The organism is Streptomyces sp. NC-S4 (assembly GCF_054353315.1).
The window spans coordinates 3957135-3979009 of record NZ_CM135937.1 but is presented as its reverse complement, the minus strand read 5'-3'; the positions used below and the strand labels follow the sequence as shown (position 1 = coordinate 3979009).

The following is a 21875-nucleotide window of genomic DNA, read 5'->3' as shown; positions in this document are numbered from 1 at the left end:
GCAGTAGCGCCATGAGCGTCAACGTCCGCATCCCCACCATCCTGCGCACCTACACCGGCGGCGTCGCCGAGGTCCCGGCCGAAGGCGCGACCCTCGCCGAGGTCATCGCGTCCCTGGAGCAGAACCACCCGGGCATCGCCGCGCGCGTCCTGGACGACCAGGGCAAGCTGCGCCGCTTCGTGAACGTCTACGTGAACGACGACGACGTGCGTTTCGAGGGCGGGCTGCAGGCGGCGACGCCGGACGGCGCCGGCGTCTCGATCATCCCGGCCGTCGCCGGCGGTTGCTGAGCATCCGGACCTAAACCGAAATTGCCCCCTCCGCAAAAGCGGAGGGGGCAATTCTGCTTGATTGGGCACGGTAGGGTTGGGGAAGTCCCCTCCGCTGTTTTTGCCCGCCGCATATGAACGGGCCGCCTGAGGGTCGACATCGGGCCAATGTGCGGGTGCGGTATGGGGCTTTGGCGAGATATGTCAGGCCCGAGTTGCCCTGGAGTATGGCAACTTTTCACTCTATTTCAACGTTTCTCGGTGTCCAGAATTCTCATCGGAATGACCTGTTGCAGACCGCATCCGCGCAGATACATTCAGCCTCGGTCGACGCGTTCCGACGCAAGTTCTGACCCGGGATCGTGAAGTGCGTTCCTGCGCAAGGGCCAGTAATAGGGGAGTTAGGCATGGCTCAGGGCACCGTCAAGTGGTTCAACGCGGAGAAGGGCTACGGCTTCATCGCGGTCGACGGTGGTGCGGATGTGTTCGTCCACTACAGCGCCATCCAGATGGACGGGTACCGCACCCTTGAAGAGGGTCAGCGGGTCGAGTTCGAGATCTCGCAGGGCCAGAAGGGTCCGCAGGCGGACATGGTCAAGCTCGCACTCGGCTAGTCCTGGAGCGATCGACCACCGACGCACAGTCTTCAGCGAAGACCTGGAACACCACGAGGGGCCCACATCCTGGACACGGGATGGGGCCCCTCGTGGTGTGCCCGGTAGTAGCAGGGCAACACCTCAAGCCGCTTGCGCCCACCCGTCACCCGACCGCCACCCCTCTTTGGGGCTTCTTCGAAGCCGCTTGCACTCTCGGGGGTCGAGTGCTAATCATTGGCGTTAGCACTCTCCGGTTGAGAGTGCTACTGAACGAGGACCGGGTCGGTGAGGCCCGCAGGGTCCGGCGGGAAGGAACCGCCGGGCACGCAGGCCGTCCGTCGCGGGCGCGGGCGCGGTCCAGGAGCAATCCACCGCTGTCCGGGAGGACCACTTCAGATGGCCAAGATCATTGCGTTCGACGAGGAGGCCCGCCGCGGCCTCGAGCGTGGGATGAACCAGCTCGCCGACGCCGTCAAGGTCACCCTTGGCCCCAAGGGTCGCAACGTCGTCCTTGAGAAGAAGTGGGGCGCCCCCACGATCACCAACGATGGTGTCTCCATCGCCAAGGAGATCGAGCTCGAGGACCCGTACGAGAAGATCGGCGCCGAGCTGGTCAAGGAAGTCGCCAAGAAGACGGACGACGTCGCCGGCGACGGTACGACCACCGCCACCGTCCTGGCCCAGGCGCTCGTCCGCGAGGGTCTGCGCAACGTGGCCGCCGGTGCCAACCCGATGGCCCTCAAGCGCGGTATCGAGAAGGCCGTCGAGGCCGTCTCCGCCGCCCTGCTCGCCCAGGCGAAGGATGTCGAGACCAAGGAGCAGATCGCTTCCACGGCCTCCATCTCCGCCGCCGACACCCAGATCGGCGAGCTCATCGCCGAGGCCATGGACAAGGTCGGCAAGGAAGGCGTCATCACCGTCGAGGAGTCCCAGACCTTCGGTCTGGAGCTGGAGCTCACCGAGGGCATGCGCTTCGACAAGGGCTACATCTCGGCGTACTTCGCCACCGACATGGAGCGTATGGAGTCGGCTCTCGACGACCCGTACATCCTGATCGTCAACTCCAAGATCGGCTCGGTCAAGGACCTGCTGCCGCTCCTGGAGAAGGTCATGCAGTCCGGCAAGCCGCTGCTGATCATCGCCGAGGACGTCGAGGGCGAGGCGCTCTCCACCCTGGTCGTCAACAAGATCCGTGGCACCTTCAAGTCCGTCGCCGTCAAGGCCCCGGGCTTCGGTGACCGCCGCAAGGCCATGCTCGGTGACATCGCCATCCTCACGGGCGGCACGGTCATCTCCGAGGAGGTCGGCCTCAAGCTGGAGAACGCCGGTCTCGACCTGCTCGGCCGCGCCCGCAAGGTCGTCATCACCAAGGACGAGACCACCATCGTCGACGGTGCCGGTGACAGCGACCAGGTCGCCGGTCGCGTGAACCAGATCCGTGCCGAGATCGAGAACTCCGACTCGGACTACGACCGCGAGAAGCTCCAGGAGCGCCTCGCGAAGCTGGCCGGCGGCGTGGCCGTCATCAAGGCCGGTGCCGCGACCGAGGTCGAGCTCAAGGAGCGCAAGCACCGCATCGAGGACGCCGTTCGCAACGCGAAGGCGGCCGTCGAGGAGGGCATCGTCGCCGGTGGTGGCGTGGCCCTGCTGCAGGCCTCCGCGGTCTTCGAGAAGCTGGAGCTCGAGGGTGACGAGGCGACCGGCGCCAACGCCGTGAAGCTCGCCCTGGAGGCCCCGCTCAAGCAGATCGCCGTCAACGGTGGTCTCGAGGGTGGCGTCGTCGTCGAGAAGGTGCGCAACCTGCCGATCGGTCACGGCCTGAACGCCGCGTCCGGCGAGTACGTCGACATGATCGCCGAGGGCATCATCGACCCGGCGAAGGTCACGCGCTCCGCGCTGCAGAACGCCGCGTCGATCGCCGCGCTGTTCCTGACGACCGAGGCCGTCATCGCCGACAAGCCCGAGAAGGCCGGTGCCCCCGCGGGCGGCGGCATGCCGGGCGGTGACATGGACTTCTGATCGACCCCGGCTCCGGCCACGGTTGATCGGCTGTTCTCGAACGAGGGCGGCACCCCCACGGGGGTGCCGCCCTCGGGCGTTTCCCGGCCGAGCCCTCAGGCGGCGGGGTGAGCGGTGAAGGTGACCTCTTCGCGGTCCTCGTCGAGGGCGATGGTCAGACCCGCGTCCAAGGCGTGTGCGAGGCGGCGCAGCAGTGGCAGCGTGGGCACCGCGTCGGCGCCTTCCACCCGGGAGGCCTTCGCCTGCGTGAGCCCGGCCCGCTCGGCCAACTGGGCCTGGGACAGACCCAGCGCCTTGCGCCGCTCGTAGACGGCCTTGGCGAAGGCCATGGCCAGCCGGATCTCGGCTCGTTCCGCCCGCACCTCGGCCGACTCGGCATACCCCTGTGCGGCTGTCTTCTCACGGGTCAGCTTCCAGCGGGTGTGGTTCACGACGGGCTCCTTCCGTCCGGGCCGGTGGCGTCGACGTCGAAGCCGAACGGCTCCGGGACGTGCAGCGGCTCGCGGAGACCGGCCTTGAAGCCTTTCGGCGTGTCCATCTCCTCGACGGTGTTCAGGAGCCGGGCGGCTGTTGTGCCGTGGGTGCGTGCCTCGTCCCAGGCTGGCGACGGCGGGGCGGCCGTGCCCGGCTTGTGGGACGTGCCACCCGTGGGTGCGGCGGGTTTGGTTGACTGGTCGCATGAGCGATCTCTTCGTCAAGATCTGCGGGCTCAGGACCGCGCAGGACGTCGACGTGGCCGTGGCCGCCGGGGCGGACGCCGTCGGGTTCGTCTTCGCGCCCGGGAGTCCGCGGACCGTGGACGCCGCCACCGCGCGGGAGCTCGCCGCTCGGGTGCCGGAGGGCGTGCTCACCGTCGGGGTGTTCCGGGGTCAGGCCGTGGCGGAGGTGCGCCGGTTCGCCGAGGAGAGCGGTGTGCGGGGCGTGCAGCTGCACGGCGAGGAGGGGCCCGGGGACTTCGCGGCGCTGCGCGCCGAGGGCCGGACCCTGCTGCGGGCCACCGCCGAGCGTGTGGAGCGCTGTGGTGAGTACGGCGAGGACCTGCTGCTGCTGGACGCGCCCGACCCGGGTTCCGGCAAGCCGTGGAACTGGGGCGCGGCGGACTTCACCGCGCCCGAGGGGCGCTGGCTGCTCGCCGGCGGGCTGAACCCGGGCAACGTGCGGGAGGCGCTCGCGGCCACCGGGGCGTGGGGCGTGGACGTGTCCAGCGGGGTGGAGCGGGAGCGCGGCGTGAAGGACCCCGCGCTGATCCGGGCCTTCATCGCGGCGGCCCGCGCCTAGTTTTTTGTAGCGACCGTTACGGAAGTCGTGCTACGTTCATTCTGTAGTGATCGTTAAGGAAATTAGGGGGATTCGTCATGAGCAAGAACGCGCTGGTCACGGGCGGCAGCAGGGGCATCGGGCGGGCCATCGCCGAGCGGCTCGCCGCCGACGGCGTCACGGTCGTGCTCACGTACGCGAGCGACGCGGAGGCCGCCCGCGAGACCGTCGAGCGGATCGCGAAGGACGGCGGCCGGGCCTTCGCCCTCCGGGCCGAGCTCGGCAGCTCCGGCTCCGCCGCCGCGCTCTGGGCGGCGTACGACGAACTGGGGCTGGGCGGGGTCGACATCATCGTCAACAACGCGGGCATCGGACTGCCCATTCCGCTGGGCGAGATCACCGAGGAGGACTTCGACCGGGTCTTCGCGGTGAACGTCCGGGCACCGTTCTTCGTCGTCCAGGAGGCCCTCGGGCGGCTGCGCGACGGAGGCCGCATCGTCAACATCTCCAGCGGCGCCGCCCGCATCGCGATGCCCGAGATCCTCGCCTACGGGGCCACCAAGGGGGCGCTCGACACCCTGACCTTGAACCTCGCCAAGGCCCTCGGCGCGCGCGGGATCACCGTGAACTCGGTCGCCCCCGGCATCGTCGACACCGACGTCAACGCCGGCTGGCTGCGCGGCAACGCCGAGGCCGAGGCGCACGCCGCCTCCCTCTCCGCGCTCGGCCGGGTCGGCCGCCCCGACGACATCGCGGACGTCGTCGGCTTCCTCGCCTCCGACGCCGCGCGCTGGGTGACCGGGCGCGTGGTCGACGCCACCGGAGGCTCCGCGCTCTGAGCCGAAGGCCCCCGGTTAGGCTGCGGCCGAGGGGGATCATGGACATGGAACGACCGCGGCCCGTACGGCTCATGGGACACGTCGCGCGGGCCGCCGCCGCCGCGTTCGCGGCGGTGGCGGCCCTGTACCTGGTCCTCCTGGTGAAGCTGGTGCTCACCAGCGGGCCCGGCCGCATCTGCGGGATCGACAGCTGCCCGCGCGGCACGACCGCCCTCGCGCTCCTCGCCCCGCTGTGCGCCGCCGCCGCGTGGCTGCTGTGGCGCATACCGGGGAGGCGCGGCCACGGCCGCGCCCCGGTGCGCGTCCGGGTGATCGCCGCCTGCGTGGCGACGGCCGCGCTGGCGCCCGGCTGGCTGGGCTTCGAGCAGATCCGCGGCCCGCAGCTGGACCTGTCCGGGTGGCAGGCGCCGGTGCATCCGGCGGCGGCCCCGGTCGGCGTCTGGGCGCCCGCGCCCGGAATGCTCGTACGGGCCCGCACCGACGGCCTCGTCGCCTACGACGGGGAGGGCCGCAGGGGCTGGCGGCTGCCCGCCCCGGAGCGCACGCCGCTGTGCGCGCTCAGCCGGACGAGCCCGTCGGGCACCGGCCTCCTCGCGTACGGGGAGAGCGTGGGGGCGTGCGGCTCGCAGGTCGTCGCCGTGGACCTGGCCGAGGGCCGGGTCCGGTGGACCCGGGACACCGGCCGGGCCCTGGTGGCCGCGGCGGGGACGAGCGCCGTCGTGGCGGACCGGGACACGGTGACCGGCCTCGACCTGCGCGGCGGCCAGGAGCTCTGGCGGGTTCCGGTCCCGGCGGACTGCACGGTGAAGGCGGTCGACGGTTCGGAGCGGCACGCCCTGTACGTGGAGGAGTGCGGCGACAGCGCCCGGATCACGGCCGTCGACGCCCGTACGGGAACCCGCGCCTGGCAGACCGCGCTGCCGACGGCGAGCCGGCTGCGCGAGGTGCGGGTGCTGTCCGCCGTCCCGCCGGTCCTGCGCGTCACGGAGACCGCGGAAAGGGGCATCGACGCGGTGCTCCTGCTCGACGACACGGGCCGCGTGCGCGGCTCCGTACCCGCCTCGGGTCCGGACGGGGACCTGCTGTCCGAGCCGCCCCCGGTGCTGACCGGGGACACGCTGGTCACCGCGGTGAAGCAGGGCGAGCGCACCGGCGTGTCCGCCTACTCCCTCACCGACGGCCGGCGCCTGTGGCACGCGGGCGCCGACGGCGAGGAGGTCCGCGGGCTGGCCCCGACCGGCCGGGGCCGGGTCGGCGTGGTGACCTCCGGCCCCTGGTGGACGTACCTCACCCACCGCGGTCTGGCCGACGGCGTGCGCCGGGCGCGGCCGACGGTCCTGCGCGACCTGCCGCTGGGCGAGCGGTTCGCGTTCTACCCCGGCCCGCCCGGCTCGTACGCCTTCGTCAATCTGGACCGCAAGGGCCTGCTGCCGCCGGTCTTCGACACCGCTCCGGTCTTCGGCTGGTGACGGTCGGCGCGGCCGCACGTCACACGCCCGGGAACCCCCACCCCCCGCCGTGGCCGAAGGAGTCGTCGCCACTGGCCCGGCTGTCCTCCTCGACGGACTCGACGTCCGGCATCTCCCGGAGGGCCTCGGCCTGCTCGGGGCTCAGCCGGGCGGAGAAGCCGTGCAGGACGGTGCGGTAGATGTGCACCGGGGTGGCGCCGACCCGCTCGGCCACCTCTGCCGGGTCGACGTCCCCCCGCACGGTGACGATGTACGGGGCGTGGTCGGCCGGGGCCGTGTGCGGTACGGGTTCCGGCGCGTCGGCGGCGGTGGCCGCGGCGGCGGGCCGGGCGGCGACGGCGGCCAGGGCGGCCAGCACGGCGACGGCCGCGGCCAGGGGCAGGGCTCGGCTCAGGCGGATGCGCATGCCCCGAGGCCATCACGGGCGGCGGGGCCGGTCAAAGACGCCCCCGGGTGTGGCGGGAGCACGCGGCGGCGCACCGGCCGTGCGCCCCCTGATGTGGGGGCGGGCCGTACGGGTGATCCTGCGGGGCGGGCCACCGGCCGTCCGGTAGGGGCACGACCGGTGCGGCACGGCGGGACAGCCCCTTCCGCGCGGTGCGCGCGCCCGGGCGCGTCGGCGCGGATGCCGGACGGTCAACCAGGTGAGCCGGTGGTACGAGCCGCACGGAGGTGGCAGCGATGGAGCTGAGAGGGGCCGCCCCCGCAGGAGCACCCGGTGCCGTGGGGGCGGCTCCCCCCATGCCTTCCCGCCGACCCCGTCAGGGAGCTCCTTCCATGCGCCTGCTCGCCCGCCTGGCCGCCGCCGTCCTCCTCACCGTCCCCCCGGTCGCCGCCGGTACGGCCTCCGCCGCGGCCCCGGAACCGACCCCGGCACCGCTGAAGACCGCTGCCGACCCGGTGCCCGGCAAGTACATCGTGACGCTGGAGAAGGGGGTGGACGCCGTCGGGGCCGCGCAGAAACTGGGCCTGGAGCCCTCGTTCGTCTACACCTCCGCGCTGAACGGCTTCGCCGTCCCGCTGACCCCGCTCCAGCTGACGGCCGTACGCAGCAGTCCGGGGGTGAAGTCGGTGGAGGAGGACGCGAAGGTCCGGTCCGTCCCGCGGCGGAGCACCGCGCCCGGCTCCCGCGCCCCGTCGAACTCGTGGGGCCTGGACCGGATCGACCAGGAGAAGCTGCCGCTCGACAACAACTTCACCGTCGCGGGCAGCGGCGCCGGTGTGACCGCCTACATCATGGACACCGGCATCGACTACCAGCACACCGAGTTCGGCGGGCCGGACGCCACCCGCGCCGCCTTCGGCTTCGACGCCGTCGACGACGGCCGCGACGGCCAGGACTGCAACGGCCACGGCACGCACGTCGCGGGCACGGTCGCGGGCCAGACGTACGGAGTGGCGCGCAAGGCGAACCTGGTCAGCGTCCGTGTCCTCGGCTGCGACGGCACGGGCACCTTCTCCGGGATCATCGCGGGCCTGGACTGGGTGGCCAAGAACGCCAAGCAGCCGGCGGTCCTGAACGCCTCCCTGGGCGGGGACAGGTCGGAGGCGCTGAACAACGCCGCGAACGCGGTCACCGACGCCGGAGTGCTGCCGGTCATCGCGGCGGGCAACTCCGCCAAGGACGCCTGCCTGGTCTCCCCGGCCTCCGCGCCGAAGGCGTTCACGGTGGCGGCGGCCAACCAGTACGACGAGGAGACCTACTTCTCCAACCACGGCGAGTGCGTCTCCCTCTACGCCCCGGGCGAGGCCATCGTCTCCGCCCAGCTCGGCGGCGGCAGCGTCTCCCTGAGCGGCACCTCGATGGCCGCCCCGCACGTGACCGGTGTCGCGGCCCTCTACAAGGCCAAGAACCCGACGGCGGGTCCGGAGGCCGTCGTCGCGTTCCTCCAGGACCGCTCCACGAAGGACGTCCTGACCGGCGTCAGCGCGGGCACCCCGAACCAGCTGCTCAACCTCGGCGGTCTGTGACCCCGGCCGCGCGGAAGCGGGCGAGGAGGGCCGCGGCCTGCGGGGCGTCCGCGTCGAAGAACTGCTTGGCGAGGGCGGGCGGAACGGCCGGTCCGTGCAGGCGCACCTCGTGGCAGCCGAAGCAGAACGCGGCCTCCATCAGGACCGGTTCGAGGCAGTCGTCGTAGGCGCGCACGCTCCATCCGGGCGCGAAGCCGCAACGGTGCTGTCCGCTGCCCGGCAGGGCGGCGATGAGCCCCAGGGCTTCGGCCACCTCGTCCCCCGACCAGTGGGCGACCGGCCTGCCCGGGTACGGGGCGCCCTCCTCGGCCGGGAGGGCGGATATCCGTACCACCTCGATGAGCGCGGTACCGGTGACGACTTCGGCGGGGAGCTGCATGACCCCAGTCTCCCCGCACGGTGACCCTATGTGGGGGCCGGACATACGGGTGAATCCCGTACGGGTTTCCGGTGGCGGGGCGCAGTCGGCCGGAGCCTGGGCGACACAAGCGGCGAACCCTTTCTGCAGCGGGCGCGGGACGGCACGTCGAGGCGGCGGGCGGACGATCGGCCAGGTGGCGGCGCCGGTTCAAGCCGCGCCGAGGCGCTGCCCGATGCAAAGGGGGGCCGCACCCGCGGAGGACACCGGATCGCGGGGGCGGTTCCTCCACGCCGACCTTCCAAGCCCGTCAGGGGAGCTCCTTCCATGCGTCTGCTCGCACGTCTGGCCACTGCCGTTCTGCTCACCGTCACCCCCGTCGCCGCCGGTACGGCCTCCGCCGCGGCCCCGGAGCCGACCCCGGCGCCGCTCCTCACGTCCGCGAACGCCATCCCGGGCAGCTACATCGTCACCCTCGACAAGAAGGTCGCCCCGGCGGCGTTCGCGAAGCGACTGGGCCTGACGGCGAAGTTCACCTACACCAAGACGATCAACGGCTTCGCGGCGGCCCTCACGGCGGAGCAGCTGAAGTCCGTCCGCGGTGCGGCCGGTGTGACGTCCGTGACGCAGGACGCGACGGTGACCGTGCCGCCGACCCCCGTGAAGGGGGTCGGGACCAAGTCGCCGTCCAACTCCTGGGGCCTGGACCGCATCGACCAGCGGTTCCTGCCGCTGGACGGCAACTTCAGCGCCAACCGCAGCGGGCAGGGCGTGACGGCGTACATCGTCGACAGCGGCATCGACTACCGGCACCCCGACTTCGAAGGCCGTGCACAGCCGGGCTTCGACGCGATCGGGGGCGGCCTCAACGGCGGGGACTGCAACGGCCACGGCACGCACGTCGCGGGCACGGTCGGCGGGACGACCTTCGGCGTGGCGCGCAAGGTGACCCTGGTCAGCGTCCGGGTCCTCGGCTGTGACAACCGGGGTTCCTGGGCGGGCATCATCGCGGGCTTCGACTGGGTGGCCAACAACATCCGGCAGCCGGCCGTCCTGAACGCCTCGCTGGGCGGCGGCCGGCTCGCAGCGGTCAACGCGGCCGCGACCGCCGTGTCCGACCGGGGCGTGCTGCCGGTCATCGCGGCGGGCAACGACAACATCGACGCCTGCCGGGTCTCGCCCGCGTCCGCCGAGCGTGTCGTCACGGTTGGCGCGACGAACCGCTTCGACGAGGAGACCGACTTCTCGAACTGGGGCACCTGCCTGGACATTTACGCCCCCGGCAAGGACATCATCTCGGCGCGTCTGGGCGGCGGCAGCGTGGCCCTGGACGGTACGTCCATGGCCGCGCCGCACGTCACCGGTGTGGCCGCGCTCTACAAGTCGGAGCACCCGAACGCGCTGCCGGCGGAGGTGACGGACTTCCTGGACGAGGTGTCCACGAAGGACATCGTCCAGAACCTCAGCGCGGACAGCCCGAACAAGCTGCTGTTCACCGACGGTCTCTGATCCCTCAGAGCGACCCGACGAACCGGGCCCAGGCCTGCGCGTGGAACACCACGTGCGGGCCTTCGGGCTGCTTTGAGTCCCTCACGGGGACGAGGTCGGGGTGGCCGTCGGCCACTTCGAGGCAGTCGCCGCCAGTGCCGTCGCTGTAGCTGGACTTGTGCCACGTGGTTGCCGACAGGTCGTACTCAGGCGTGCTGGTCATGTTCGTAATCCTCCGCCACGGACTCGATCAAAGCCAGCGATGCGTTGGGTGACAGCGCACTGGCTGTGAGGAGATCGTAGGTCAACGAATGGCGTGCCACGGTTGCCGGATCGTCCAGAAGTACGCCTATGGCGTTGCCCTGGACATACGCGAGCGGAGCAGCGTTCTCGAAGGTCATCAGCTTCAGGGTGCCGCCCATGGACGAATGGGCTCCGGCGCTGAACGGCATTACCTGTACGAAGATCCGGCGTGAGCGGATCAGGGCCGCGATGTGGCGCAGGACTTCAGCCATCACCGCACGGCTGCCGACGACTCGCCGAAGGGCCGATTCGTCGAGTACGCACCAGAACAGCGGGGTTGTTGGATCGCTGAGGACACCGGCGCGGTCCAGCCGGTTCTGGACCAGTTCGGAGATGACCTCCTCAGTGGCTGTCGGCTGATAGGCGATGAAGACGGCTCGGGCGTAGGCCTTGGTCTGGAGCATCCCGGGCAGTGCCAGGGGCGCGTACTCCCGGATGGTCTTCGCTTCCGCTTCTGCCTCTGCAGCCTCCGCGAAATGGTTCGGGTACTTCGACTTGGCCAGCGCCTCGCAGTTGCGGACGAAGAAGCCGTCGGTGCCGAGGATCTCGTCGATCTGGCGGGCGAACTCCAGGTGCATGCGGCGCGTGCCCGACTCGAGCTGGCCGATGAACGACCCGCTGACGAAGAGCCGTTCGCCGAGTTCGGCCTGGCTCATGCCCGCGCGTTCGCGCGCCACGCGCAGCTCCGCACCCAGGAGGGCGCGGGGTGAGGAGGAGGGGTCGAGGTTCTTTCGTGGCATGGCAACTCCCTGAGCAACATGTCCGGTTGTTGAGGGGCCCTCACTTGAAAGGCTAGTGAGCGCGTCGCCACTCTGTGTGAAGAAGTTGGATACTCAGAGTAGAAAGGTGACATGTCATGGTGCTCTCCCCACAGGAGCGCGTGCGGGCGGCCGAGGAGGCCGTCCAGCAGCTGCGGGATTCGCTCGCCGGGGTCGGGGTGCTGTTCCCCTCGCTGGACGTGGACCGGGTCTCCGCCGCCGGTACGTACGGCCTGCCGCTGGTCGACCTCGGCCGCTGCAACCTGGACACCGCGCTCCGGCTGGCCGCCGTCCTGCACGAGCGGGCGGCGGGCGCGTGAGCGAGTCCGTGGAGGCGGTGAACTTCGCCTTCGAACTCGGCTGGAAGCTGCGGGGGCTGGAGACGGCCCTGGTCGGCGGCGCGTGGAGGCGGGGAGGCATGGGACTGTCCGTGCGGGTGCAGAACGACGAGGACGGCACGCTCTGGACGGCCGTCGGGGACGACGGTGAGCGGCGGGAGGCGCGGGCGGCCGCCACGGCGGACGAGGCGACGGCGCTGGTGCAGGAGGCCTTCGGGCTGACCGCGTGGCGCCCCAAGCCGCCTCCGCCGCCGGGGTGGCATCGGTTCACCCTGATCCACTGCCCGGTGGCGGAGGCGCCGAGCTACGAGCGCATCGAGGCGCGGCCGCCGAAGGGGTGCGTGGTCGAGTACTTCGGCGGGTACTTCGGGCTGCGCTGCGAGCGGCCCGGCGCGCGGCTGCTGGATGCCGTCGCCGAGACCTGCCGGGAGGTCCGGACGGAGCACGGGCTGCTCATGTCCGACCTCGGCATCGAGAAGCTGTGGGAGTGGTCGCAGGACGGTACGGACGGCTGGGGCGCGGAGATCGTGGGCCAGCTGCTGCTGATGGCCGCCGAACGCGGGCCGAAGCTCGGCTACGAGATCGAGGACCTGGTGCGGTTCCTGCGCACCGCGGCCTGCTGAGTCTCAGCTCTCGGTGATGAGTTCGCCGTCGTGTTCGCCGCCCTTGCAGGTCCACTGGCCGGTGTTGGAGTCGTACTCCACCGCCCCGCCGGCGGCCGTGCACGTCGGACCGGGGATGGCCGGTGCGGCGGCCTGTGCGACGGGGACCGCGGCGCCGAGAGCGACCAGTACGAGGGTGGCGGCGAACGTGAGGATTCGGGTGCGCATGAGAGTTCCTCCGGGATCGAGTGACACCGGTACGTCCACCACCACCCTCCCTCCGTGGTGTGGCACTTGCACGCCCATGGGGGGCGCATTGGGGGGCGCACAAAGGGGCGCACGAGAAGCGCGGCGTGCGGTCACGGCGCAGGCTGGAGTTATGGCGAACGCACGTGAAGTGACCGTGGGAGCGCCGGATGACCTCGGCTTGCGGGAAGTTCTGATCGACGGCAGGTCGGTGGGCGGGGTCTGGTCCGACAATGAGCTCAAGAGGCTCCTGAGCCGTGAAGGCGTGGAGGACGGACATCCCATCCAGTGGCTCGGCGGGGACGCCACCGTCTGGCCGGACCGGGCGGGGCTGCGGCGAACCACCGGGTTCTTCGTGGTCGTGGGCCTCCTCGCGACCTCGTATCCGCTCTTCCGGATCGGCACAGCGGACAGCGGTAATGCCCTGACCTACGGCGGACGCATCGCGGGACTCACCATTCTGGTGGTGGCCGTGATGGAGCTGATCGCCGCCGCGGCCGCCGTCGACTTCTGGGAAACGCGGCGGTGGCGCTATTCGGGAGTGGCGGTTCTGTTCGGGGTGGTGATCGCCCTCTTCTGCGGCATCTCCGTCCTCCTCCTGCAGATCGGTGAACGTTTCACCACCTACACCGTCATCGGGATAGCCCTCGTCGTCTGGGCGTCGGTCGTCCTGATCGAACTGTTCAAGAGCCGGGCGTGGAAGGGGCTCCGCATCCCCAAGAACATCGCGATCGGGGTGATCATCTCCACCCTCCTGGCGGGCGCCAACCTGGCGTACGCGCAGGTCTACGTCCCCTACGTGACGACGCCGTTGATCCAGACCGGGGCCGAGTTCAAGGAACCGAACGTGGACAAGGGGGCGGCAAAGATGTACGTGACGGTCCATCTGTACGTACGGAACGCCGGTCAGGTGCCCGTCTACGTCCTGGGCAGCACCTACTGGATCCGCGGTGAGCCCGCGAAGAGCACGCCCGTCGACAAGACTTCACGATCCGAACTGATCTACGACGGAGAGTTCGTCGCGCCGGACGGTCATGTGCTGAACCCGGGGGAAGAGGTCGCGCAGGACGCGGTCATCGAGGTGAAGGATCCCGAACCCCGCAAGTACGAGGCGATCACCGCTCAGAGCGAGGTGTACGTGATCAGGAAAGACAGAATGAAGATGACCGGGAACTACGAGAACACCAGATTGACGGGGAAGACGCTCAAGGACTCCTTGAAGGACGGGGACCCGCCCAATCCCCAGTACAAGTTCCGGACGGGGATCACGAACAGCAGTGAAATCCTGAACGTGACCCGCGGCCCGCAGTGCGTGACGGTATGGCGGCTGGGCGGAAAGGCGCCCACGGTCATCGTGGACGTCTCCCCGCCCGACAAGCGTTTCCGGTTCGATCCCCAGAAACCGCCGCTGGACCAGCGGGCCATCGAACGCTATGGCCTCTCGCAGGTCCGGGGCTCCATGGCGCAGACGCCCTACCCGGAGCTGCTGGAAAAGGCCGGCGCCACCGGAAAGACCGAGACCCCGACGCCGACGCCGACCCCGCCCAAGCCCCAGCCCCCGGCGATGTAACCCGTGCTCACGCCGGGGCGTCGGTGCGCAGGCGGGCGTGCAAGTGCTCGTCGTGCCAGCCGTCCGCGTGCAGGAGGGCGCCGCGCATGGTGCCCTCCAGGGGGTAGCCGGCCCTCGTCGCGATGGCGCAGGAGGCCGGGTTCGCCACGGAGTGGGTGATCCGGATGCGGTGGAGGCCGAGGTCCTCGAACGCCCAGCGGGTGACGCGGTCCGTGGCCGCCACCATGACCCCGCGGCCGCGCCCGGCGGGCAGCAGCCAGTAGAGGATCTCGCCGCTGCCGCCCGCGAGGTCGAGGTCGCCGATGCCGATGAGCCCGACGGCCGGGGCTCCACCAGCAGGGGCGACGGCCCAGATCGCGGCCTCCTCGTCCTGCCAGCGGGCGTGCCAGCGGGCGATCCGCTCCTCGGCCTCGGCGGGGGTGAGGAGGGCGGGCCGGTTCCAGTGCCGGATGTCCGGGTCGAGGCAGGACTCGACGAGGGCGGGGACGTCATGGGCCGCCCAGGGGCGCAGCAGCATGCCGCCCGGCAGCTCGAAATCGGGCTGCGGGAGGGCGCGCATACGGCCGGCGGGGACCACGGGAGGTATGGAGTCGATCATCCCCGCATCATGCCCGTGCCCGCATCACGCCGGGCCCGCGGCGCGCATGCGCATGCGCAGGAACAGCGCGTAGGGGGAGTCCGAGGCGAAGGTCTGGCGGTGCAGCGGCTCCGGGACCCGGGGGCCCCAGAGCCAGGCCGTGTCGCAGCCGTAGCAGAACGCCGCTTCGTACAGGGGCGGCCCGGCCGGGTCGGCGTACGCGCGGAGGCCCCAGCCGGGGGCGAACCCGCACAGTGTGAGGTCGGCGGCGGGGATCTTCCGTACGGCCGCGAGCGCCTCAGTGACGGCGGGACCCTCCCAGTGGCCCACGACGGGCCCGGTCATCGGGTCGCCGTGCCGCTCGGGACCGGCGGTGATGCGTACGACGTCGATGCGGGTCGTGGCGGCGACGGCTTCGGCGGGGAGCAGCATCCGCACAGCATGCGGGGCGGTCGGCCCCGCCGTCCTGCGGGCCCGCGAAGAGGACCAGGGCCAGGGTGATTGCGCCCGCGGTCGCCGTCCAGCGGCGGAACTGCGCGGGCACGTGGGTGTCGGCTCGCATGCCAGTGCGTCCCTTCAGCCTGTCAGACGCCGAGGTGGAGGAAGGGGCCCCAGGCGAGTGGACCGAGGTCCGCACCCGAGTCCGCTTGCGCGGCGCGCAGTTCGAGTACCGCGCGGTGGAGGGCGAGCGCGGGGGAGGCGCCGCCGGCGATCTCCGCGTACACGGTACGGGCGACGGAGTCCGTGGCGTCCCCGTACACCTTCCACAGGGTCCCGATGACGTGCGGGAACCCGGCGAGTTGGAAGGCGGAGGCCATGTTGAGGGCCTCGTCGGCGAACCGGTCCCCGGACAATGCGCTCTCGCAGGCGGCGAGGAACGCCAGCCGCGCCGAGCTGAGGTCGGTGCGCGCCACCGAGACGAACGGCAGCCAGTCGCCCCCGGCGAGGTGCAACGCGCTCGTCACCGGATTCGAGGCGTCGCTCGTGCCGTGGCAGGCGAAGTGCACCACTGCCCGGCCCGGCAGCGCCGCCAGCACCGCGTCGGCCACGGCTTCCGTCTCGGGCAGGCGCAGTGCCTGCGGCCCGTCGAACAGAGGTGCCGGGACGGACACCGGTCCCATCTCGCCCGAGCTGCCCGGAGCCACGAGCAGGGCGGGCCCCACCGGTTCGGTGGGCCGGGCCAGGTCCCGGGCCAGCGTGCGCAGGGTCGCCGAGTACGAGGAGACGACCCGGTCCAGGACCGTGTCGGGCGTCGTACCCGCGCCCGGGGCCGCCCCGTGATGTCCGGCGGCGTGCAGCGGCAGCAGGCACAGCGGCCCGGAGGGCACCCACCGCACACGGGCTGGCCCCAGTGGAGCCAGTCGTTCCAGCACGGGCGCGGCGAGGTCGTCCCAGAGCCAACGGGTGATCTCGTCCAGTTCGTCCAGTGACTCCTCGTCGCGGGCGTCGGTCGCCACTTGCAGGCGTGCGGCGTACGTCTCGACGTCTTCGGGCATCAGCCGCGGCAGGGACAGGGCCTCGACACCCCCCGAGGTGACGATCAGCGCGTCGGCGCGCAGCGTGGTGACGTTGAGGGCGACGACGGCGCTGTCGCCGAGCTGGGACGACAGGGCCTTGACGTCCACGTCCGCGGGTGCGAGCCGGGATCCGTGCGCGGCCAGGATCCGGCCCGCCGCCCGCCGGTGCTCCCGGGCGTCCGTGTACGCCCCGGAGCCGGTGGCGGCCGGGTCGGCGGGCCGTACGCGAGACGGTCCGGGGGACGGTGGTGGATCCAGCGGCCGGGGAGCGAGGGTCACCTGCTCGGCCTCGGCCGCCTGATCGGCGCGGAAGGAGGACCACACGGCCTCCCGGTACAGCCGTAGGTCCTTCTCGGGAAGCGCCGCTGCGCGTGAGGCGAGACCCCACACCGGGGCGAGCAACAGGTTCCGGCCCCGGTCGAGGACGGCGAGGGCCTCCTCGGGCCGCCCGGCCTGGAGGTACGCGGCACATGCCTGGCCGGCCAGGCCGCCGAACTGCTCGACGTGGTCGGCCCGGCTGTGCCAGCCGAGCAGCGTCGGCTCGGTCATGGCCTCCAACAGCTCCACCGCCAGAGAAAGCAGGACGGTCGCCGTCCCACTGCGACCGTGGCGGTGGGCCAGGAGGCCACCCGACTCCGCCGCAGTGCCCCGGATCAGCAGCGAGCCTCCGGGGTGCCGGGCGGCGACGGCGTACGCGTCCAGCGCGGTGTCGAGATCGGCCTCGCACGACGTGCGCCGGAACACCTCCTCGAACAACTGGCCGCGGATCATGTGGGCGTTGGCAACGGCCGGATGACTGGCGGGCAGCTCGCGCAGGGCGCGCGCAATGCTCCCCTCGGCGTCGGCGAGCGCGGTCTGCGAGGGGCTCACGGCCCTGGTGAACGGGTGGAAGGACTGCTGGTAGGCCAGCACGCGGACGACGCAGAGGTTCAGCAGGGGGACCGCGGCGGTGGCCGTCCCCCCGGACTTTGCCACCGCCTCTTCCGCCCAGCGGATCGCCTCGCGCAGGTCGTCCGTGCGCAGCAGGTCGTGCTGGTAGCGCAGCTGGAGCACGCGGACGAGGTTCCCGAGGTACTGCGGACGGTCGGGGGCGGAAGCAGGCAGCAGTCGTTCCGCTTCCAGGAGGTCGGCGGCGGCCCGGTCGAGGTGCGCTCCAGTCTCCCACCGGTCCTCGGCCTGTCCGTCGACGCTGAGGTAGCGGCGTACGGCCACACTGCCCCGGGCCATCAGGTACAACGGCCGCGCGGTGTTGCCCTCCGGCACCAGGGTCAGGGCGCGATCGACCTGGAGTTCCGCCTCGGCCAGGTCCTCGCGGTCCCGGTGGGCGTCGAAGCGCAGGCAGAGCGCATTGGAGAGGTGGAGGTAGGGGGCTCCCGGCGCGAGGACGTCAAGGGTGTCGCCGGGGTCGAGCCGCTCCGCGGCCGCCACCGCCGTGCGGGCCTCCGAGACGAGCGTGTCGATGGCTTCCCGCTCACCGGGAGCCAGCCCCCGCAGCTGCGCGGCGACGCTCGCCGCGTTCGCGGCCTGGGCGGCGATCGCCGTGAACTCCGCGGATCCCACGGGCGCCAGGGCCAGGGCCTCGTGCAGCCGCCGTGCGGCGCCGACGGCGAGCGCGGCGTCGTCCGTGCTCCAGGCCAGGGCGGTTTCGGCGACGCCGAGGTGGACCTGGAACATGAAGCGGTCGGCATCCGCTCCCTCCGGCAGGGTGCCCAGCGCACGGGTGATCATCGCCCGCATGTCGCGCAGGTACGCGACGTCCCCCGTTTCCTTGTGGCGGTCGAGCAGCACGCTCGCGAGCGCGTCCACCCCGGTCGATCGCAGGGGCGCCGGGGTGGCGGCCCCCTCGACGACCTCGCGGAGCCGCTGCTCGGCCTTGGCCAGGGCGTCCGCGCCCGCGTGGCCGCGTTGGGCGCCGATCAGGCAGACGTGCCCGTACAGCCACTGGGCCTCGGCGAGCTGTGAGGGGACGCCGCTGAACCGGGTGGCTCCCTCGGCGGCGAAGGCGGCGAACCGCGCCTGCCGGAACGTCTCGGGGGCCCCGTCGCGCACGTACAGCGTGTAGAGCGCCCGGGCGCGGTCCAGTAAAACGTCCACCTGTGACATGAAGGCCCCCGCCGGTGTGTCGCCGTGCCGCTGGTCGAGCACGCCGGATGTGCGCGCCGGAGCTGCGCGGGGTTGCCCGGACGGTGCCCGGGTAGGCATCCCCGCGTTGCCTGGGTGAACGTATCCGTGAGCTTCCGTGAATATGCCGAATCTACGTCCAGTACACGCACGTTGGAGGATGAGTGACCATATCGACCGAGCAATGGGGCCAGGCCTCGCAGCTGTTGGACAGGATCAGGACCAAGTGGAATCTGGACGGCGTCCCCGATCTCGCTCGCCTACGGGACGCACTGCGGGACATGGAGGACGCCTGGTGGGCCGGGGATTCCGAGGCCTTCACCAAGGCCCAGCGCCGGGTCGCCCTGGCCGGACCGGTCCTTGCGAAGGGTGAGATGCCTCCCGAGTCGGAGTCCGTGGGCAAGGAGGAGGTGCTGATCGTGCTGGCCCGGCTGGACGAAGCGGTGGCCAGCCCTCCCCCGCCGCCGAACCCGCCCGCGACGCCGTGAGCGGTCCCGGCCCGTATCCGGTGCCGCTGCGGCAGGCGCTCGTGGCCCGGCTGTTCCTGACCGACGCGGCCCTGGCCGCGGGCACCCCGGCCGGGGTCATGCTGAGGAGATGGTGGGAGGCGGCCCGGTCGCTGGGAATGGTGGACGCGGTGGGCGCCTGGCCCGACCGGCTTCCCCCGCAGGATCGGGGCGGATCCGGCCGGGTGGAGCCACGGCCGCGGGTGCTGGCGGCGGTGCAGCGGTCGGGGGGCGGGGCGTACGAGATGCTCGTGGTTTCCGCCGTCCATGACATGGTCGTCGTCTCGGTGCTGCTCGCGCCCAACGACGACCGCCACGACTGGGCGGGGCTCGCCGCCCGCTGGTGGGGCGCCGCGGGGCGCCCCGGGCCGGCGGTACCGGGTCTGTTGGGCAGTGCCGAGCAGTTGCTCGCGGAACTGCCGGCCACGGTGGCCGCGCTCGCCCCGGAGGTGCTCGCCGGCCGACTGGCCCCGGCGGTGCCGGCCCCCGGGCCGGAGGGACCGGCCGTCGCCGTGGGAGGGGTCCGGGTGTGGGAGCTGCCGGTCCCCTCCGGCTGGACGGACGAACACCGCCGGCTGCTGACGGTGTCCGCCGAGGAGGACGCGGACGAACTGAGCAGGTGGTCCTGGCAGGGCACCCGGGCCGGCGCGCCCCCGGCGACGGTTCACCTGCTGGTGGCCGCGCGGATCCGGCACCAGTGCGCGGAACTGCGCGCCGAGGGACCCGCGCTGTGGGAACTCGCGGAGCGGGTGGGCCGGGCGGCCGAGGAGGTGGGGGCGACCGGGACCGTGGCGGCGGGGGGCGCCCCGGGGGCCCGGCTGCTGGACCTGGAGGGCGCACTCGGCGCGCTGGAGGCGGTACGCGAAGAGGCGGCGACCACGACCCGGCGCCTGCACCGACGTGAGCTGGACCTCTCGGGGGCCGAGGAGACCCTGCATCTGCTGGGTGAGGAGAACTCCGGGCTCGTGGCACCGGAGCTGAGGCTGGTGCGGTGGGCACGAGCCCAGATCCGAACCGTCTCCGAGTCGCTGGCACTGGCCGACCGGCGTGCCGAGGACGTGGCGCGGCGCGGGTCGGCGGCGGCGGATCGGCTGGTGCAGGCGCGGCGCGACAGGTTGACGCTCAGTCAGACCTCGGTCCTGGGTTCCCTGCTGCTGGCCCTCGCCGCGATCCAGAGCCTGGGCTACAAGGTCCCCATGCCGAAGCCGGTGCAGCCGGGCCTGATCGCCTTCCTCGCGTCGCTGGCACTGATCCTGCCGTGGCTCGCCCAGCCGCGCCAGGAGGCCCTGTTGCTGAGGTCGTTCGGGCGGGGCTTCGACCTGCTGCTCTTCGCGGTGTCCGGGGCGTGCGCGGGCTGGCTGCTGGCGTCGTCGGCGGCCTGGTGGCTCGACCGGCCCCTCCCCACCCAGGTGATCGCAGCGGTCCTCGCCGCGGTCACGGCGGCCGTCCGCGCGGCGGCCTTCCGCCGCCGCACCTGACGCGCGGGACCGGGCCGGGACCGGAGGGGGGCGACCACGGTCGAGACGTCCTAGGCGGGGATCCGTTCCTTCGGGGGTGTGCCGGTGGCCGTCGCGGTGTCCGGGGCCTGGTCCGGGCCGGTGTCGAGGTCGGTCAGCATCTGGCGGGTGAAGCCGAAGAAGTAGGTGGCGGTGAAGCCCACGAGGTAGCCGACGAGCAGGCCGCCCGCGTAGATCGCGAGGGTGATGCCCGCGCCGGCGCGGCCGTCGAGCAGCGGGAAGAGGGCCCAGCCCGAGGGGCCGATGGCGGTGGAGCCGAAGGCGACGCCCAGTTGGTGGAAGAGGCCGACGAAGGCGCCGCCGGCCGCGCCGCCGATGCAGGCGGTGACGAAGGGGCGGCCGAGCGGCAGGGAGACGCCGTAGATCAGCGGTTCGCCGACGCCCAGGAAGCCGGCCGGGAGTGCGGACCTGATGGTGGCGCGGAGCGAGCCGTTGCGCGGGAGGCGGTAGTAGACGGCGATGGCCGCGCCGACCTGGCCCGCGCCCGCCATGGCGAGGATGGGCAGCAGGACGGTGTAGCCGTCCTGCTCGATGAGGGTGGTGTGGATGGGGATCAGGGCCTGGTGCAGGCCGAGCATCACGAGGGGGAGGAAGAGGCCGCCCAGGACCAGGCCCGCGAAGGCGCCGCCCGTGTCCAGGAGCCGGTTGGCGAAGGTGCCGATGGCGGCGGAGGCCTCACCGGCGAGGTACATCAGGCCGAAGATGGTCACGAGACCCGAGATCAGCACGGTGAGGGTGGGGGTGACGAGGACGTCCAGGGTCTGCGGTACCCACCGGCGGCACCACTTCTCCACGTACACGGCGAGGAGGGCGGCGGCGAGCGCGCCGAGGACGCCGCCCTGGCCGGGCCTCAGCTCCAGGCCGAAGGCGTCGATCTTCGCGACGCCGGGGAAGACGATGATCGCGGCGACCGCGCCGCCGAGGATCGGCGTACCGCCGAACTCCTTGGCCGTGTTGTGGCCGACGAAGACCGCGATCAGGGACATGAAGCCGGAGGCGATCGCGGCGAGGGCGGGTACGACGGCGGGCACCCAGCCGAGGTTCGTCAGCAGGCCGTTGAGGCCGGCAATGACGCCGCAGCCGATCAGTGCCGGGATCAGCGGGACGAAGATGTTCGCGATCCGGCGCAGGAAGAGCTTGAAGGGGGTGGCGTTGCGGGCCTTCTGAGCCGCCTTCAGTGCGGCGCCCTGTGCGGCGAGGTCGTCCGCGGAGACCGGGCGGGCGGGAGTCGTGGGTGCGGCGGCCGGGGCGGCCGGGGCGGGGGCTGCCGAGCGGGCCTCTTCCACGAGCGCCTCGAACTCGGGCGTCACGCGGGCGACGGCGCCCGGGCCCAGCACGATCTGGTAGGTGTCGTCCTCGACCACGCCGAGCACCGCGGGCAGGGCCCGCAGGGCCTCGTCCTGGACCAGCGAGCGGTCGCGCAGCGAGATGCGCAGGCGGGTCATGCAGTGCGCGATCGAGGTGATGTTGTCCGGGCCGCCGACCAGCGGAAGGATCGCGGCAGCGGTGGCGCGGTTCTTGTCGGTGGACATGTGGGATCGCCTTGGCTCGGGG

At 72.0% G+C, this 21875-nt stretch carries 23 protein-coding genes; 13 read left to right on the top strand and 10 right to left on the bottom strand.

From position 1 onward, the window contains the following. The first annotated feature begins 11 nt into the window (after nucleotides 1-11). From ACXNSR_RS17485 to groL, 3 genes are all read left to right on the top strand, one after another. A complete protein-coding gene (locus ACXNSR_RS17485) occupies nucleotides 12-290 on the top strand; it encodes a MoaD/ThiS family protein (RefSeq protein WP_458642932.1) in 279 nt (92 codons plus the stop codon). Between the two features lie 386 nt (nucleotides 291-676). After that, complete coding sequence (locus ACXNSR_RS17480) at nucleotides 677-883, top strand: cold-shock protein (protein ID WP_030009783.1); 207 nt, start codon at nucleotides 677-679, stop codon at nucleotides 881-883. A 378-nt stretch (nucleotides 884-1261) separates the two neighbouring features. Further along, nucleotides 1262-2884 carry a chaperonin GroEL gene (groL, locus tag ACXNSR_RS17475; protein ID WP_458642931.1) on the top strand — a complete coding sequence of 541 codons (1623 nt, stop codon included), beginning with the start codon at nucleotides 1262-1264 and terminating at the stop codon, nucleotides 2882-2884. Nucleotides 2885-2979: 95 nt separating this feature from the next. On the opposite strand, the gene ACXNSR_RS17470 is transcribed toward groL, so the two are convergent. Further along, the gene (locus tag ACXNSR_RS17470) at nucleotides 2980-3315 is read right to left on the bottom strand and encodes a helix-turn-helix domain-containing protein (RefSeq protein WP_458642930.1); all 336 of its coding nucleotides are present in this window, start codon (nucleotides 3313-3315) and stop codon (nucleotides 2980-2982) included. A 247-nt stretch (nucleotides 3316-3562) separates the two neighbouring features. Between ACXNSR_RS17470 and ACXNSR_RS17465 the strand changes: the two genes are divergently transcribed. From ACXNSR_RS17465 to ACXNSR_RS17455, 3 genes are all read left to right on the top strand, one after another. Next, complete coding sequence (locus tag ACXNSR_RS17465) at nucleotides 3563-4162, top strand: phosphoribosylanthranilate isomerase (RefSeq protein ID WP_458642929.1); 600 nt, start codon at nucleotides 3563-3565, stop codon at nucleotides 4160-4162. 77 nt (nucleotides 4163-4239) lie between these two features. Then, complete coding sequence (locus ACXNSR_RS17460) at nucleotides 4240-4980, top strand: SDR family oxidoreductase (RefSeq protein ID WP_458642928.1); 741 nt, start codon at nucleotides 4240-4242, stop codon at nucleotides 4978-4980. A 44-nt stretch (nucleotides 4981-5024) separates the two neighbouring features. Further along, nucleotides 5025-6449: an outer membrane protein assembly factor BamB family protein gene (locus tag ACXNSR_RS17455; protein WP_458642927.1), complete on the top strand. Its 1425-nt coding sequence runs from the start codon at nucleotides 5025-5027 to the stop codon at nucleotides 6447-6449. Between the two features lie 19 nt (nucleotides 6450-6468). Here the strand turns inward: ACXNSR_RS17455 and ACXNSR_RS17450 are convergent, their stop codons facing one another. Beyond that, on the bottom strand, nucleotides 6469-6855 hold the full coding sequence (locus tag ACXNSR_RS17450) for a protease inhibitor I9 family protein (RefSeq protein ID WP_458642926.1): 387 nt from the start codon (nucleotides 6853-6855) through the stop codon (nucleotides 6469-6471). A gap of 371 nt (nucleotides 6856-7226) precedes the next feature. Here ACXNSR_RS17450 and ACXNSR_RS17445 point away from each other — a divergent pair, with 371 nt between their 5' ends. Further along, on the top strand, nucleotides 7227-8420 hold the full coding sequence (locus ACXNSR_RS17445) for a S8 family peptidase (protein ID WP_458642925.1): 1194 nt from the start codon (nucleotides 7227-7229) through the stop codon (nucleotides 8418-8420). Here the strand turns inward: ACXNSR_RS17445 and ACXNSR_RS17440 are convergent. Beyond that, the gene (locus tag ACXNSR_RS17440) at nucleotides 8401-8799 is read right to left on the bottom strand and encodes a hypothetical protein (RefSeq protein ID WP_458642924.1); all 399 of its coding nucleotides are present in this window, start codon (nucleotides 8797-8799) and stop codon (nucleotides 8401-8403) included. The genes ACXNSR_RS17445 and ACXNSR_RS17440 overlap by 20 nt on opposite strands. Before the next feature lie 306 nt (nucleotides 8800-9105). On the opposite strand from ACXNSR_RS17440, the gene ACXNSR_RS17435 reads away from it, so the two are divergent. Further along, nucleotides 9106-10287, top strand: coding sequence for a S8 family peptidase (locus ACXNSR_RS17435; RefSeq protein ID WP_458642923.1), 1182 nt, complete (start codon nucleotides 9106-9108; stop codon nucleotides 10285-10287). Between the two features lie 4 nt (nucleotides 10288-10291). Here ACXNSR_RS17435 and ACXNSR_RS17430 read toward each other — a convergent pair whose 3' ends face one another. Together ACXNSR_RS17430 and ACXNSR_RS17425 are read right to left on the bottom strand one after the other, a co-directional pair. Then, complete coding sequence (locus ACXNSR_RS17430; RefSeq protein WP_458642922.1) at nucleotides 10292-10489, bottom strand: DUF397 domain-containing protein; 198 nt, start codon at nucleotides 10487-10489, stop codon at nucleotides 10292-10294. Next, nucleotides 10473-11309, bottom strand: a complete 837-nt coding sequence (locus ACXNSR_RS17425; RefSeq protein WP_458642921.1) for a helix-turn-helix domain-containing protein — start codon at nucleotides 11307-11309, stop codon at nucleotides 10473-10475. Before ACXNSR_RS17425 ends, ACXNSR_RS17430 begins: the two co-directional genes overlap by 17 nt. Nucleotides 11310-11425: 116 nt before the next feature. Here ACXNSR_RS17425 and ACXNSR_RS17420 point away from each other — a divergent pair, with 116 nt between their 5' ends. Both ACXNSR_RS17420 and ACXNSR_RS17415 read left to right on the top strand, forming a co-directional pair. Then, the gene (locus tag ACXNSR_RS17420) at nucleotides 11426-11647 is read left to right on the top strand and encodes a hypothetical protein (protein ID WP_458642920.1); all 222 of its coding nucleotides are present in this window, start codon (nucleotides 11426-11428) and stop codon (nucleotides 11645-11647) included. Next, the gene (locus tag ACXNSR_RS17415) at nucleotides 11644-12288 is read left to right on the top strand and encodes a hypothetical protein (RefSeq protein ID WP_458642919.1); all 645 of its coding nucleotides are present in this window, start codon (nucleotides 11644-11646) and stop codon (nucleotides 12286-12288) included. Before ACXNSR_RS17420 ends, ACXNSR_RS17415 begins: the two co-directional genes overlap by 4 nt. A gap of 3 nt (nucleotides 12289-12291) precedes the next feature. On the opposite strand, the gene ACXNSR_RS17410 is transcribed toward ACXNSR_RS17415, so the two are convergent. Continuing rightward, entirely contained in the window at nucleotides 12292-12495 is a 204-nt protein-coding gene (locus tag ACXNSR_RS17410; protein WP_458642918.1) for a hypothetical protein, read from the bottom strand. A 151-nt stretch (nucleotides 12496-12646) separates the two neighbouring features. On the opposite strand from ACXNSR_RS17410, the gene ACXNSR_RS17405 reads away from it, so the two are divergent. Beyond that, nucleotides 12647-14083, top strand: coding sequence for a hypothetical protein (locus ACXNSR_RS17405; protein ID WP_458642917.1), 1437 nt, complete (start codon nucleotides 12647-12649; stop codon nucleotides 14081-14083). A gap of 7 nt (nucleotides 14084-14090) precedes the next feature. On the opposite strand, the gene ACXNSR_RS17400 is transcribed toward ACXNSR_RS17405, so the two are convergent. The 3 genes from ACXNSR_RS17400 to ACXNSR_RS17390 all read right to left on the bottom strand — a co-directional run bounded on the left by ACXNSR_RS17400 (nucleotide 14091) and on the right by ACXNSR_RS17390 (nucleotide 18271). Next, nucleotides 14091-14681: a GNAT family N-acetyltransferase gene (locus tag ACXNSR_RS17400; protein ID WP_458642916.1), complete on the bottom strand. Its 591-nt coding sequence runs from the start codon at nucleotides 14679-14681 to the stop codon at nucleotides 14091-14093. 24 nt (nucleotides 14682-14705) lie between these two features. Further along, entirely contained in the window at nucleotides 14706-15092 is a 387-nt protein-coding gene (locus tag ACXNSR_RS17395; protein ID WP_458642915.1) for a hypothetical protein, read from the bottom strand. A 152-nt stretch (nucleotides 15093-15244) separates the two neighbouring features. Continuing rightward, nucleotides 15245-18271: a CHAT domain-containing protein gene (locus ACXNSR_RS17390; RefSeq protein ID WP_458642914.1), complete on the bottom strand. Its 3027-nt coding sequence runs from the start codon at nucleotides 18269-18271 to the stop codon at nucleotides 15245-15247. Nucleotides 18272-18462: 191 nt separating this feature from the next. On the opposite strand from ACXNSR_RS17390, the gene ACXNSR_RS17385 reads away from it, so the two are divergent. Both ACXNSR_RS17385 and ACXNSR_RS17380 read left to right on the top strand, forming a co-directional pair. Beyond that, nucleotides 18463-18786, top strand: a complete 324-nt coding sequence (locus ACXNSR_RS17385; protein ID WP_458642913.1) for a hypothetical protein — start codon at nucleotides 18463-18465, stop codon at nucleotides 18784-18786. Next, nucleotides 18783-20282, top strand: a complete 1500-nt coding sequence (locus tag ACXNSR_RS17380; RefSeq protein ID WP_458642912.1) for a CATRA conflict system CASPASE/TPR repeat-associated protein — start codon at nucleotides 18783-18785, stop codon at nucleotides 20280-20282. Before ACXNSR_RS17385 ends, ACXNSR_RS17380 begins: the two co-directional genes overlap by 4 nt. 50 nt (nucleotides 20283-20332) lie before the next feature. On the opposite strand, the gene ACXNSR_RS17375 is transcribed toward ACXNSR_RS17380, so the two are convergent. Then, nucleotides 20333-21853, bottom strand: a complete 1521-nt coding sequence (locus tag ACXNSR_RS17375; protein ID WP_458642911.1) for a PTS transporter subunit EIIC — start codon at nucleotides 21851-21853, stop codon at nucleotides 20333-20335. Nucleotides 21854-21875: the final 22 nt, after the last annotated feature.